Below are 12853 nucleotides of genomic sequence, written 5' to 3' on the forward strand. Positions count from 1 at the left end.
AAGGAGGTCTTCTTCTCGCTCACCGCAGTGCCTCGACCGCGGCGCGGAAGGCGTCCCCGCGCTGTTCGAAATCGCGGAACTGATCGAACGACGCGCAGGCGGGCGAGAGCAGCACTGTGTCGCCCGGCTGCGCCTGCGCGGCGGCGCGGGCGACGGCGGCGGCGAGCGTACCGGCTTCCTCCACCGGCATCATGCCACGCAATAGCGACGCGAACAGCGGCCCGGCTTCGCCGATCGTATAGGCGCGCGCGACGTGGCCGAAGTGCGGGCGGCAGGCGTCGAGATCGGCGCCCTTGGCCTTGCCGCCGACGATCCAGTGAATGCGATCGAACGCGGCGAGCGCGGGGGCCGTGCTCTCGGGGTTGGTCGCCTTGCTGTCGTTGACGTAGGCGACGCCGTTGCGGGTCACGACACGCTCCATGCGGTGCGGCAGGCCGGTGAAGCTGGCGAGCCCGGCTTCGATCGCCGCAGCCGGAATGCCGAGCGCTTCGCAGGTCGCAATAGCGGCGAGCGCGTTCTGCGCATTGTGCGGACCTTGCAGCGACGGCCAGCGCGACTGGTCCATCGCGGCGGCGGGCGCGATCTTGGTGAGATTGTGGGATTGCAGCCCGCGCGCGATCGCGGCCGAAGCTTCGTCGCCGATGCCGATCACCGCCGCGTGATCGGGCGACTGCATCGCGAACAGCCGCGCCTTGGAGGCGGCATAGTCTTCGAACCCGTCGTACCGATCGAGATGGTCGGGCGTGATGTTGAGCAGCACCGCGACGTCGCAGTCGAGGGTGTGGGTCAGGTCGATCTGATAGCTCGACAGTTCGAGGACGTACACGCCGCCCTCCGGCAACGGCTCCTGCGCGAGAATGGGGAGGCCGATGTTGCCGCCCATCAGGCTCGGGATGTCGGCGGTTTGCAGGATGTGGTGGATCAGCGCGGTGGTGGTCGATTTGCCGTTGGTGCCGGTGATGCCGACCACCTTGTGCGGCGGCAGCGCCGCGCGCGCCTGCGCGAACAGCTCGATGTCGCCGAGGATCGGCACGCCGGCGGCGCGGGCCTTCGCGGCGACCGGGTGCCGGTTGAGCGGCACGCCAGGAGACAAAACGAGGCCGTCAATTTCTATTTCAAGCCAGTCAGCGAAATCATCGACGAATAGTTGGCCCTCATCGACCGCAGCGTCGGCGATTTCCTTGCGTCGAACTTTGTCATCATCCCATGCCAACACCTCCGCGCCGCCCGCCAGCAGCGCGCGCACGGTCGCCACACCTGAGCGCGCGAGCCCCAGGACAGCGAAGCGTTTGCCGCGCCAGTCGGGGCTTGCGATCACCGCAGCTTCAGCGTCGAGAGACCCGCCAGCGCCAGCACCAGCGCGACGATCCAGAAGCGCACGACGACGGTCGATTCGGCCCAGCCGAGCTGTTCGAAATGGTGATGGATCGGCGCCATGCGGAACACGCGCCGGCCGGTGCGTTTGTACCAGAACACCTGGATGATGACCGACAAAGCCTCGACCACGAACAGCCCGCCGATGATGCCGAGCACGATCTCATGGTGCGCCGTGACCGCGATCGCACCCAGCGCGCCGCCGAGCGCGAGGCTGCCGGTGTCGCCCATGAACACCGCCGCCGGGGGCGCGTTGAACCACAGGAACGCCAGCCCTGCCCCGACGATCGCGCCGCAGAAGATCGCCAGATCGCCCGCGCCGAAGACGTGCGGAATGCCTAGATAGGCCGCGAACTTGGCGTTGCCGGCGAGATAGGCGATCAGCATGAACGCCACCGCCGCGATGATGACCGGCATCGTCGCGAGCCCGTCGAGCCCGTCGGTCAGGTTCACCGCGTTGCCGAACGCGACGATCGTGAACGCGGCGAACAGGATGTAGAAATAGCCGAGGTCGATCGACACGCCGGTCACGAACGGCAGGTACAGATGCGTGCCGTTCTGATGGACGATCATCGCGCTCGCCGCGATCGCGATCGCGAATTCGCCGAGCAGCCGCACGCGGCCCGACACCCCCGCCGTGCTCGCCTTGCGGACCTTGTCGTAATCGTCGAGGAACCCGATCGCGCCGAAGCCCAAAGTCACGAAGGTGCAGGCCCAGACGAAGGGGTTGGTCAGGTCCATCCACAGCAGCACCGAGACCACCAGGCTGGTGAGGATCATCAGCCCGCCCATCGTCGGCGTGCCGCGCTTGGCGAAATGCGTCTGCGGGCCGTCACTGCGGATCGGCTGCCCCTTGCCCTGCCGGACGCGCAGCCAGCCGATGAAGCGCGGGCCGATCAGCAGCCCGAGGAACAGCGCCGTCGCCACGGCGCCGCCGGTGCGGAAGCTCAGATAGCGGAACAGATTCCAAGCGCCGTGGAAGTGGAACAGCTCGGCGATGAAATAGAACATTTACCCAATCCCGCTCCGCAAGGCCGCGACCACCGCCGACAACCCCACGCCGTTCGACCCCTTGATGAGAACCGCGTCGCCCGGCGCGAGCAGCGCCCGGAGGCACCGCTGCGCGGCTGCGGCGTCGGGCACATGGACGAAATCGCCCTGCCCCTCAAGCGCGTTCGAAAGCGCGCGCATGGATTCGCCGACCAATATGCCCGTCTCGACGCCCGCCGCGCGGATCGGACCGGCGAGCGCGGCGTGATAGGCGTCGCTCTCCACGCCGAGCTCGCGCATCTCGCCGAGCACGACGAGTTTGCGCGGCGCGTCCTGCTGCGCCAGCACCGCCAGCGTAGCGCGCATCGAAGACGGATTGGCGTTGTAGCTTTCGTCGATCACCAGCGCCGCGCCGCCGGCCACGGGCACGGTGAAGCGCGCGCCGCGTCCGGCCAGCCCTTCCAGCTCGGCGAGCGCGAGCGCGGCGCGCGCGAGATCGCCGCCCGCCGCGCGCACCGCCGCCAGCACTGCAAGCGTGTTCGACACCCAATGCGCACCGGGCTGGCTGATCGTGTAATTGAGTTCGGTGTCGCCGAGCCGCGCGCTGACGAAGGTGCCGCTCGAGGCGACCGGCATCGTCTCGATCGCGCGCACATCGGCGCCCGCGCCGAACCCGAAGGTGACGATGTGCGCGGCATAGGGGGTGGCGGCGGCGATCAGCCGGTCGCGGTGCGGACTGTCGAACGGCACGATCGCGGTGCCGCCGGGTTCGAGCCCCTGGAAGATTTCGCCCTTGGCATCGGCGATCGCCTCTTCACCTGAGAAGAAGGCGGTGTGCGCGGGCGCGATCGCCGTCACCAGCGCGATATGCGGGCGGACGATCCGCGTGAGCGCGGCGAGCTCGCCGGCGTGGTTCATGCCCATTTCGAACACGCCGAAGCGGCTTTCGGCGGGCATGCGGGCCAGGCTGAGCGGCACGCCGGTGTGGTTGTTGTAGCTTTTGACCGAGCGGTGCGCTTGGCCCCGCGCGCCGCGATCGAGCGCGGCGAACAGCGCTTCCTTGGTACCGGTCTTGCCGACCGAGCCGGTGACGCCGATGATCCTGGCGTGCGTGCGGGCACGCGATGCGCGGGCCAGCGCTTCGAGCGCCGCGGTCGTATCGGCGACGCGGACGTGCGGGTGCGCGGTTTCGGCGCTCACGATCGCACCGGCGGCGCCTTGCGCGAAACACTGGTCGAGGAAGCGATGCCCGTCGGTCGCTTCGCCCTTCATGGCGATGAACAGATCGCCGGGGCCGACTTCGCGCGAATCGAACGCGACGCCCGAGACGGTGAAGTCGGCCGAGGCGATGCCGCCGGTCGCGGCGGCGATCTCGGCGGAGGTCCATAGACTCACTTCTCCCCTCCCGCTTGCGGGAGGGGCTGGGGGAGGGCCTGTCCGGGGGATGCATGTTTTGACATGCCCTCCCCTAACCCCTCCCGCGCGCGGGAGGGGGATTTTGTTGCGAACGGGGCTGTCATCACGCCGCCATCTCGCGCGCGACACTCACATCGTCGAACGGCAGGACGAGATCGCCGACGATCTGGCCTTGCTCGTGCCCCTTGCCGGCGATCAGCACGATATCCTGCGGCCCCGCACCCGCGATAGCCGCGCCGATCGCCTCACGGCGCGCGCCGATTTCCATCGCATCGGGCGCGCCGGCCAGCACCATCGCGCGGATCGCGGCGGGGTCTTCGCCGCGCGGATTGTCGTCGGTGACGATGACCTGGTCGGCCTTGGCGGCGGCGATACGGCCCATCTCGATTCGCTTGCCCTGGTCGCGGTCGCCGCCCGCGCCGAACACGACGATCAGTCGCCCACCGACATGCGGGCGCAGCGCCGCGATCGCGGCGTCGAGCGCATCGGGGGTGTGCGCGTAATCGACATAAACCGGCGCACCGCTGCGCGCGATCACCGCGCGTTCGAGCCGTCCACGCACCGGCTGGAGCCGCGCGAGCGCACCGAGCGTCGCGCCGGGGTCGCCGCCGGTGGCGATCACCAGCCCGGCCGAGACCAACGCGTTCGCGGCCTGATAGGCGCCGATCAGCGGCAGCGTGACGCGGTGCGACTTGTCGTCATGCGCAATCGTCAGCGTCTGGCCGAGCAACGTCGGCTCGCGCGACACCAGCCGCAGCGTCTCGCCCTGCGTGCCGACCGACAGGACGGTAATCCCGCGCGCCTTCGCGACGTGCGAAACCTCCGCCGACACGGCATCGTCGGCCCACAGCACCGCGGTCGCGCCGGGTTCCAGCACCTCGCCGAACAGCCGCAGCTTGGCGGCGAGATACGCCTCCATCGTGCCGTGGTAATCGAGATGATCGCGGCTGAGGTTCGTGAACGCCGCCGCCTTCAAGGGCACGCCTTCGGTACGATATTGGTCGAGCCCGTGGCTCGACGCTTCGAAGGCGAGATGCGTCACGCCTTCGCGCGCGAGGCCCGCGACGTTCGACAGGAAGGTGACGATGTCGGGCGTGGTGAGCCCGGTCGAGACGCGCTCGTCGGCGGTGGTCACGCCGAGCGTGCCGATCGACGCGGCGTGGAAGCCCGCCATCCGCCAGAGCTGGCGCACCATCTCGACGGTCGAGGTCTTGCCGTTGGTGCCGGTCACCGCGACCGCCGTCTGCGGAAACGGCGCGAAGAAGCGCGCGGCGAGCGCGGCGAAGCGGCGGCGCGGGTTCGGATCGGCGATATGCACCGCGCCTTCCACCACGGCTTGCGCGCGCGCGACGACAGCAACAGCGCCGCTCGCGACCGCCGCCGCGATATAATCCTCGCCGTTGAAGCGCGTGCCGGGAAACGCGCCGAACACGGTGCCGGGCGCGACCTTGCGGTGGTCGATCGCGAAGCCCGTCACCTGGACGTCGGGCGCGCCGGGGATCAACGCCGCGAGTCTCATTGCTCTTCTTCTCCGGTTGGCGCCTGAGCCCCCGCGACAAGAGTCAGCATCGGGCGAAGGTCGGCGAGGTCGATCTCACGCCGGGCGTCCGGCATCACGCCGAGCATCGCGCCGGTGCGGGCGATGACGCGGCCCACGACCGGCGCCGCGTTCCAGGCCGCGGTCTTCCAGCCGAACGTCTCCTTGGTGCCCAAGGGTGAATCGAGCATTGCGAGCACAACGTAGCGCGGTGCGTCCATCGGGAATGCGGCAACGAAGGTCGCGACGTTGCGATGATGATCGTAGCCGCCGTTGGAGGCGGCCTCGGCGGTGCCGGTCTTGCCGCCGACGCGGTAGCCGGGCGCGTCGCCCTTGCGGCCCGTGCCGTACAGACAGACGAGGCGCAGGAGCTGCCGCATCCGCGCGCTGGTTTCCTCGGACAGCACGCGCCGCCCCGCCACCGCATGGCCCGGCGCGACCTTCAGCAGTGTCGATGGCCGCCAGATGCCGCCGTTCACCAGCGCGGCGTACGCGCTGGCGAGCTGCAGCGGGGTGATGGCGATGCCGTGCCCATATGCCGTCGTCATCGTGGTGGTTCGCGCCCAATAGCGCGGCCAGAGCGGATGCGCTTTCTCGCGCACCTCGATCTGCGGCTTGGAATCGAAGCCGAGCAGGCGGAACATCGCCTGCATCCGCTCCGCGCCGACCTCATCGGCGATCCGCGCGGTGGCGACATTGGACGAATAGATCAGCGTCTCAGGGATGTTGAGCCAGCGCTTCGGATCGCCGCGCTCGTCATGGATGGTGAAGCCGCCGACCTTGAGCGGCGCGGTCGCGTCGAACCGGCGCGCCATCGAGGTGACGGTGCCGCTCTGGATCGCGGTCGCCATCGTGATCGGCTTGAAGGTCGAGCCAAGCTCGTACACGCTCTGCGTGACGTTGTTGCGCAGCGCGTCGCCGGGGGTGCCGCCGATTTTGTTGGGGTTGTACACCGGCAGCGAGGCCATCGCGATCACCTCGCCGGTATGCACGTCGAGCACGATGCCGGTCGCGTTGCGGGCGCTGAACGTCGCCATCGCGCGGCCGAGTTCGCTCTCCATCGCCGCCTGCACGCGCGCGTCGAGCGACAGCGACATGGGCACCCCGCGCTCGGCCGGGCTGCTCAGCCGATCGTCGAAAGCGCGTTCGATGCCGGCGCGGCCGGCGATGTTGGGATCGTCACCGCTCGGCCCGATATAGCCGAGCGCGTGCGCGGCGAGCGTCGATTGCGGGTAGAGCCGCTCGGGCTCCTGCGCAAAGACGATGCCGGGCTCGCCGAGATCGTGAATCGCGTTGACCAGCGCCGGCGTTGCGCGCCGCTCCAGATAGGTGAAATTCACGTTCATGCCGAGCTTGGCGTAATACCAGTCCGCATCATGCCCCGGCATGATCTTGACCAGCGCCTCGGCGAGCGCGCGCTTGTCGCCGAGGATCTCGTGCGGACGAACGCCCACCGTCCAGGCGTCGATCGTGCGGGCGAGCGGCTCGCCATTACGATCGAGGATATCGCTCCGCACAACGGGGTTGACCGCGACGCCGCGCGCGTCCGCCGCCGATCCAAGCAGGCCGAGCAGCGCGATCTTGCCGATCACCACCAGAAATCCCGCGCCGAGGAACAGCATCAGGATCATCAGCCGAACATGCGCGGTCGCGATCAGCGCATGGCGCTGGCCGCTCGACCGGCGCTGCGGCAGGGGGCGGGCAAGAAAGGTGCTCATCGCGCCGAGCGCGATTCCGCGCGGGCGGACGAGAGCAGATCGCCGACCGTTGAGTCGCTCAGCAGCTTGCGGTCGAGCATCGCCACCGCCTGCGCCTTGGCGCGTTTCACGGCGGGTTGCTTGACCGCCGCGACCGCTACGACCGGCGCCGGCTTCGCCGGCGCGGCCGCAGGCGCCGCCACCGGTTTCGGCGCGACGGTTTCCGCCTGCGCCGGCGCGGCGGCGGCGAGCGATTCACTCACCGGCGGCGAGGGCACGAACGAGGCGGTCTGGATGCCCGCCGTACCCGGCTGACGGACGTCGATCGCAGCGAGCGCGGCCTCGTCGGCGACGAACTGCCCGGCCCCCGGGGCGACCAGCCGCAGCGTGTCGTTATTCCACTGATCGAGCTGGGCGAGGTTGGCGCGCGTCTCGAACTCGGTCTCCAGCGCACGGATGTCGCGGCGCGCCTGGGCGATGTCGGCAACCGTTCGGTCGAGCTTCTTGCGCTCGGCCGCGACCTGAAGCGGAACGAGCAGAAAGCCGAGCGCCACCGCGACGCCGGCCAGAAACCAGCCAAGGGTCTTCCACGCAAGCCCAAGCATTACAACGCTCCCTCATTCACCCAAGCCGCAGCCGCCGTCCGCTGCGCGACCCGTAACGTCGCCGAACGCGCGCGCGGATTGCGCGCGAGCTCGGCCTCACCCGCGCGCACCGCGCGCGCGACATTTTCGAAACTCGGCGCCGCCTTGGCCGCGACTTGCGGCAAGTGGCGCGATCCGCCGGGCAGACCGCCGCTGCGTTCGCGGAAGAACCGCTTCACCAACCGGTCCTCGAGGCTGTGAAAGGTCACCACCGCGAGCGTGCCGCCGGGGCGGAGCGCGCGCTCCGCCGCCGCGAGGCCATCGGCGAGTTCGCCGAGTTCGCGGTTGATGTGAATCCGAACGGCCTGGAAGGTCCGTGTCGATGGATCCTTCTTGTCGTGCGGCTTGTACCCCAACGCCTTTCTGACCACGTTCGCGAGATCGGTGGTGCGCGTGAGCGGGCGCGCCGCGACGATCGCGCGCGCGACACGCCGCGCGCGCGGTTCCTCGCCATATTCGTACAACACGTCGGCGATGACCGCCTCGTCGGCGGTGTTGAGGAAATCGGCGGCGCTCTCGCCTTCCTGGCTCATCCGCATGTCGAGCGGGCCGTCCTGCTGGAAACTGAAGCCGCGTTCGGGCTGGTCGAGCATCATCGAGCTGACGCCGATATCCATGACGATGCCATCGACCGGGAGCGCGCCGCGCGCCGCGAGTTCGGCCTCGAGCGCGGAGAAGGTCGCCGCGATCAGCGTCAGCGCGCCGTCCGACGCGGCGACCAGCGCCTGGCCGGCGGCGATCGCATCGGGATCGCGATCGAAGGCGAACACCCGCCCGCCCGCGGCGAGCATGGCGCGCGTGTAGCCGCCGGCACCGAAGGTCGCATCGACCTGCACCGAACCCGGACGGATCGCGAGCGCTTCGAGTACCTCGTCCAGCAGCACGGGAATGTGCGGAGCATCGCTCACAGCGCGATCCCCTTCTCGGCGCATTGAAATTCGACCGCTTCCTTGAGGAACGGGTCGATCCCGTCGGTCTCGATCATCACGCGCGGCGACCAGATGGTGATCCACTTGAAGGTGCCGTGAAAGAACGCGACATCCTCGATCCGCGCATAGCGGCGCTCGAACGCGGGCATGATGAAGCGGCCGCTGCCATCGAACGGCAAAGTTTCGGCGGCGCCGGCGCGGGCGAGGATGTTGTAGTCCGACGCGCCGGTCGCCGCGACATGCGCCTCGTCGCGCGCCTCACACTCACGCTTCAGCGTTTCGATGAAACCGGGATCGTACGCGATCAGGCAGCGATAGGTCGGGTGCGGCGCGATGATGACAGTGCCGCCATCCTTGCCGTCGTCACGTGGGGCGTTCTTGGCGAGGGTGGTGCGGAGTGCGCTGGGAATAGCGACGCGACCCTTGTCATCGACAAGGCCAAGCCCCTTTCCCTGATACTCCTGCCGGTCCCCCACTTGCCACGCTCCACAAAGCGACAGGCACGCCGGCCCCGGCCCGAAAAGCGGCTGTTTTCAACCGCTCCGGTGAGGATCGCGCAGGCGAGATAAAGCTACCCCTGTCGAAGACGGAGGTATCATAGGGCTGTTCGGGGATTCAAGGGGAAATCCGGGGATTTGGCGGGATAGAAGCTATCCGCTTCGAGATTCCTGCAAATTCTTCGGCACCTTTCCGTTATGTTCCTGTGATGTTCGCGCGCGCAGCCATAGGCACCCGGATATTCCCGGCGCCGAGGCTGATCGTGGTGTGATTTCCCGGCTTCTCCCCGGGACAGGCAGACGGTGCGCGGTCACTGCCCGCGCGCTGCATCCGACGCGTTATCGGCGCTCGATGAACTCGGCGCGACACCGAGTTCGGCGAGCGGCTCGTTGGTGGCCTTGTCGCTGGGCGTGGCGGCCTGGTCCGACGCGCGCTGCGCCACATGCGTCCGCGCGTTCGCGGCGAGCAGCACGGGCCGCTCCTTGGTCGCGGTCGCGAAGACGGCGGCAGCGAGGCCGATTAGCAGCAATACCGCCGCGAGGCCGATCATGCCGACCTTGGCGCGGTGGCTCGCATGGCCCGGATCTGGTACGATCATTTTCATACTGTGGCAGAAATGTAACGCAAAAATATCCTGTTGTCGATGCCCTGCCTCAGTTCGTCGCAAGCCAAGGAAAAACCGGCAGGCGTTTGGCCTCCAGCCAGTCCTTATTGTAGAGCGATGACAGATACCTGAACCCGGTGTCGCACAGCATCGTCACCACCCGGCTGCCCGGCCCGAGCTGCCGCGCCAGCCGCACCGCGCCGGCGACGTTAATGCCCGAGGACAGGCCGAGGCATAGCCCTTCCTCGGACAAAAGCCGGCTGACCCATTCGAGCCCCTCTTCGTCCGAGATGCGGAACTGCGTGTCGATCGGCGCGCCTTCGAGGTTGCCGGTGATCCGCCCCTGCCCGATCCCCTCGGCGACCGACGACCCTTCCGAGCGCAGTTCGCCGTGCGCATAATATTCGTAGAGCGCGGCGCCGTGCGGATCGCTGAGCGCGATGCAGACGCGCTCATCCTTGGCTTTCAGCCCCATGCCCACGCCGGCGATCGTCCCGCCCGTTCCGGCCGCACAGGTGAAGCCGTCGATCCGCCCCTCCATCTGCGCCCATATTTCCTCGGCGGTGCCGGTGATGTGCGCCCGGCGGTTGGCGATATTGTCGAACTGGTTGGCCCAGACCGCGTTGGGCGTCTCCTCGGCGATCCGCCGCGAGGTGTGGACGAAATGGCCGGGGTTCGAATAGGGCGCGGCCGGCACCAGCACGAGCTCGGCGCCGAGCGCGCGCAGCGTGTCCATCTTTTCGCGGCTCTGCGTCTCGGGCATGACGATGATCGTCTTGTAGCCCTTGGCGTTGGCGACCAGCGCGAGACCGATGCCGGTGTTGCCCGCCGTGCCCTCGACGAAGGTGCCGCCGGGCTCGATCACGCCGCGCGCTTCGGCATCCTCGACGATGCCGAGCGCGGCACGATCCTTCACCGAGGCGCCGGGATTGGCGAACTCGCACTTGCCGTAGATCTCCGCTCCCGCAGCCTCGCTCGGACCTTTCAACAGGACGAGCGGCGTGTTGCCGATCAGGGCGAGCGTGTCGGGAGCGGTGTGCATGGCTCTCAAATAGCGACGACCGCGACGCCCGCAATCCATGCTTGCCTCGCTGGCACCAATATCTGCTTGTGGTATGAGAACCGTCAACAGAGGTATAGCATGCACGCGCGGTTCAACATCGAGGACGCCGAAGCCGTCAGGCTGGCGCGCGGCGCCATCGTAACCGCAGCGATTCGCGCGGCCCCACAGCGTCAGGCGTGCGAGCGGGACGCGATGATCCAGGGCGACGATTTCGCGCATACCGATCCCGTCGCGGCGACCTGACCTGACGTTCAAACATTCCTTTCCGCCGGTCGTGGATGCGCACGTGCGCGTGCTGGTGCTGGGCAGCCTGCCGGGTGAGCAATCGCTGGCGGCACGGCGCTATTATGCCCATCCGCAGAACCAGTTCTGGCGGCTGATGTCGGGGGTGGTGGACGAGGATCTGGTCGCGCTCGACTATGAGGCGCGGCTGGCCCGCCTGCTCGCCAGCCGGGTCGGGCTGTGGGACGTGGTGGCGAGCGCACGACGAACCGGCAGCACCGATGCCGCCATGCGCGACATCAGCGCCAACGATCTCGCCGCCCTCGTCGCCACCCTGCCCGCACTGCGCGCGATCGGCTTCAACGGCGGCGCGTCCTACAAACACGGGCTGCGCCAGCTCGGGCCGGCGGCGGCGCGCTATGCGATTCACGCCCTCCCCTCCAGCAGCGGGATGCACACGATCGGACTCGGGGCGAAGCTGCCGGTGTGGCGCGAACTAACGGCCTATCTGACACCGTGATTCGCCGAAAATGCCGCGCCGCCGCATTCTGAACGAACGCCGTTCGGGCCGACGTCCTGCGACCGCACGAGACTTTTATCGGACAAATTCCATTGGTTACATGGTAGCTTTACAAAAACATTTTGTTGCGCATGCAAGAGAGTTGACGCGATGTTTCGCATAGGCGAAGCAACCGCACCATGAAGAAACTGCTCCTCCCCGCCGCCGCCCTCGCGCTGGTTTCGCTTGCCGCCTGCGAGAACAAACCCACCGAAGTCACCTCGACCTCGCCCGATCCCAACGCCGCCGAACTCGCCAAGCGCAAGCCGGTCGAGCTGCCGCCGATGATGACGTCGGAAGTGACGTTTCGCTGCAAGGACCAGAGCGTCGTGATCGTCGACTTCTTCCAGGGCGAGAAGCAGGTGCTCATCAAGCCGGAAAAGGAAGGCAGCATCACGAAGCTGACCGCCGAAAAGGCCGGCGACCCCTACAAGCTCGAAGGCTATGAGCTGAAGGGCGACAAGAGCGGCATCACGCTGACCCAGCCGGGCAAGCCCGCCCAGGCCTGCAAGGCGTAAAAACCCGCCGGTGGCGCGGTGCCGACGCCTAGCGTTCGGCACCGCCACGATATAGCGTCCCGCGCCAGGGAGGTTCTTTCGTGTCGACCATCGCAATCTACAGTCTCAAGGGGGGCGTCGGCAAAACCACGCTCACCGTCAATCTCGCCTGGTGCGCGGCGATGCTTTCGGCCCGGCGCACCTTGCTGTGGGATCTCGACGCGCAGGCGGCGAGTACCTTCATGCTCGCGACCGGCACGGCGCGCGAGGCCGCGCAATCGGTGTTCCTCAAGGATGCCGATGCCGGCGATCTGATCCGAAAGACCGCTGTTCCCCGCCTCGACATCATCGGCGCCGACGCATCGTTGCGCGGGCTGGACGTGCTTTTCCACGAACTCGACCGCAAGAAGCGGCTCCAGAAACTGCTGGGCGGCTTGCGCAAACAGTATGACCGCATCCTGCTCGATTGCCCGCCCGGCCTGACCGAGACGAGCGACCAGGTGATGCGCGCCGCCGATCTGATCGTGGTGCCGGTGATCCCCTCGCCGCTGTCCGAACGCGCCTTCGCCGAAGTCGTCAGGCATCTCGGCGCCAAGGCCAACGTGCTGCCGGTGCATTCGATGGTCGATCGTCGGCGCAAACTTCACGCCGCCGCGCTCGAAGCGCACCCGGACTGGCCGGTGATCCCGATGGCGAGCGTGATCGAATCGATGACGACCCGGCGTGAGCCGGTCGGCGCGTTCGCGGGAAAATCGGCGAGCGGGCGGGCGTTCGCGCAACTCTGGCAGGCGATCGAGCGCCGTCTGGCCGGATGAGGGCGCCG

At 68.1% G+C, this 12853-nt stretch carries 14 protein-coding genes; 4 read left to right on the top strand and 10 right to left on the bottom strand.

Features of this window, described 5'->3' with window-relative positions:
• Window positions 1-19: 19 nt before the first annotated feature.
• From murD to PX554_RS13355, 10 genes are all read right to left on the bottom strand, one after another.
• A complete protein-coding gene (gene murD, locus PX554_RS13310) occupies window positions 20-1318 on the bottom strand; it encodes a UDP-N-acetylmuramoyl-L-alanine--D-glutamate ligase (protein WP_275502450.1) in 1299 nt (432 codons plus the stop codon).
• The gene (mraY, locus tag PX554_RS13315) at window positions 1315-2385 is read right to left on the bottom strand and encodes a phospho-N-acetylmuramoyl-pentapeptide-transferase (protein WP_093222449.1); all 1071 of its coding nucleotides are present in this window, start codon (window positions 2383-2385) and stop codon (window positions 1315-1317) included. The genes murD and mraY overlap by 4 nt, the downstream gene beginning before the upstream one ends.
• On the bottom strand, window positions 2386-3759 hold the full coding sequence (locus PX554_RS13320) for a UDP-N-acetylmuramoyl-tripeptide--D-alanyl-D-alanine ligase (RefSeq protein WP_275502453.1): 1374 nt from the start codon (window positions 3757-3759) through the stop codon (window positions 2386-2388).
• Between the two features lie 124 nt (window positions 3760-3883).
• On the bottom strand, window positions 3884-5299 hold the full coding sequence (locus tag PX554_RS13325; protein ID WP_275502455.1) for a UDP-N-acetylmuramoyl-L-alanyl-D-glutamate--2,6-diaminopimelate ligase: 1416 nt from the start codon (window positions 5297-5299) through the stop codon (window positions 3884-3886).
• Entirely contained in the window at window positions 5296-7035 is a 1740-nt protein-coding gene (locus tag PX554_RS13330; protein WP_093222458.1) for a peptidoglycan D,D-transpeptidase FtsI family protein, read from the bottom strand. The genes PX554_RS13325 and PX554_RS13330 overlap by 4 nt, the downstream gene beginning before the upstream one ends.
• Entirely contained in the window at window positions 7032-7619 is a 588-nt protein-coding gene (locus PX554_RS13335; RefSeq protein ID WP_093222461.1) for a hypothetical protein, read from the bottom strand. Before PX554_RS13335 ends, PX554_RS13330 begins: the two co-directional genes overlap by 4 nt.
• Window positions 7619-8590 carry a 16S rRNA (cytosine(1402)-N(4))-methyltransferase RsmH gene (gene rsmH / locus PX554_RS13340; RefSeq protein WP_176787062.1) on the bottom strand — a complete coding sequence of 324 codons (972 nt, stop codon included), beginning with the start codon at window positions 8588-8590 and terminating at the stop codon, window positions 7619-7621. The genes PX554_RS13335 and rsmH overlap by 1 nt, the downstream gene beginning before the upstream one ends.
• Window positions 8563-9063 (bottom strand): division/cell wall cluster transcriptional repressor MraZ, encoded by a 501-nt coding sequence (locus tag PX554_RS13345; protein ID WP_093222466.1) that lies wholly within the window; start codon window positions 9061-9063, stop codon window positions 8563-8565. Before PX554_RS13345 ends, rsmH begins: the two co-directional genes overlap by 28 nt.
• A gap of 332 nt (window positions 9064-9395) precedes the next feature.
• Window positions 9396-9683 carry a hypothetical protein gene (locus PX554_RS13350; RefSeq protein WP_275502458.1) on the bottom strand — a complete coding sequence of 96 codons (288 nt, stop codon included), beginning with the start codon at window positions 9681-9683 and terminating at the stop codon, window positions 9396-9398.
• Between the two features lie 55 nt (window positions 9684-9738).
• A complete protein-coding gene (locus tag PX554_RS13355) occupies window positions 9739-10731 on the bottom strand; it encodes a cysteine synthase A (RefSeq protein ID WP_093222471.1) in 993 nt (330 codons plus the stop codon).
• Between the two features lie 99 nt (window positions 10732-10830).
• On the opposite strand from PX554_RS13355, the gene PX554_RS13360 reads away from it, so the two are divergent.
• From PX554_RS13360 to PX554_RS13375, 4 genes are all read left to right on the top strand, one after another.
• Window positions 10831-10995, top strand: a complete 165-nt coding sequence (locus tag PX554_RS13360) for a hypothetical protein (protein WP_275502460.1) — start codon at window positions 10831-10833, stop codon at window positions 10993-10995.
• A gap of 1 nt (window position 10996) precedes the next feature.
• The gene (locus tag PX554_RS13365) at window positions 10997-11494 is read left to right on the top strand and encodes a DNA-deoxyinosine glycosylase (protein WP_093222474.1); all 498 of its coding nucleotides are present in this window, start codon (window positions 10997-10999) and stop codon (window positions 11492-11494) included.
• 179 nt (window positions 11495-11673) lie between these two features.
• A complete protein-coding gene (locus tag PX554_RS13370) occupies window positions 11674-12051 on the top strand; it encodes a hypothetical protein (protein ID WP_093222476.1) in 378 nt (125 codons plus the stop codon).
• An 80-nt stretch (window positions 12052-12131) separates the two neighbouring features.
• Complete coding sequence (locus PX554_RS13375) at window positions 12132-12845, top strand: ParA family protein (RefSeq protein WP_093222479.1); 714 nt, start codon at window positions 12132-12134, stop codon at window positions 12843-12845.
• Window positions 12846-12853: the final 8 nt, after the last annotated feature.

The sequence above is a fragment of the Sphingomonas pollutisoli genome (genome assembly GCF_029167165.1).
In the GTDB taxonomy this organism is placed as follows: domain Bacteria; phylum Pseudomonadota; class Alphaproteobacteria; order Sphingomonadales; family Sphingomonadaceae; genus Sphingomonas; species Sphingomonas pollutisoli.

What these genes read in the sequence shown, in the direction of transcription:
- PX554_RS13370 (WP_093222476.1), top strand. Translation starts at nt 11,674, where the DNA reads ATGAAGAAACTGCTCCTCCCCGCCGCCGCCCTCGCGCTGGTTTCGCTT.
- PX554_RS13335 (WP_093222461.1), bottom strand. Translation starts at nt 7,619, where the DNA reads ATGCTTGGGCTTGCGTGGAAGACCCTTGGCTGGTTTCTGGCCGGCGTC.
- rsmH (WP_176787062.1), bottom strand. Translation starts at nt 8,590, where the DNA reads ATGCGCCGAGAAGGGGATCGCGCTGTGAGCGATGCTCCGCACATTCCC.
- PX554_RS13355 (WP_093222471.1), bottom strand. Translation starts at nt 10,731, where the DNA reads ATGCACACCGCTCCCGACACGCTCGCCCTGATCGGCAACACGCCGCTC.
- PX554_RS13360 (WP_275502460.1), top strand. Translation starts at nt 10,831, where the DNA reads ATGCACGCGCGGTTCAACATCGAGGACGCCGAAGCCGTCAGGCTGGCG.
- PX554_RS13350 (WP_275502458.1), bottom strand. Translation starts at nt 9,683, where the DNA reads ATGATCGTACCAGATCCGGGCCATGCGAGCCACCGCGCCAAGGTCGGC.
- mraY (WP_093222449.1), bottom strand. Translation starts at nt 2,385, where the DNA reads ATGTTCTATTTCATCGCCGAGCTGTTCCACTTCCACGGCGCTTGGAAT.
- PX554_RS13330 (WP_093222458.1), bottom strand. Translation starts at nt 7,035, where the DNA reads ATGAGCACCTTTCTTGCCCGCCCCCTGCCGCAGCGCCGGTCGAGCGGC.
- PX554_RS13325 (WP_275502455.1), bottom strand. Translation starts at nt 5,299, where the DNA reads ATGAGACTCGCGGCGTTGATCCCCGGCGCGCCCGACGTCCAGGTGACG.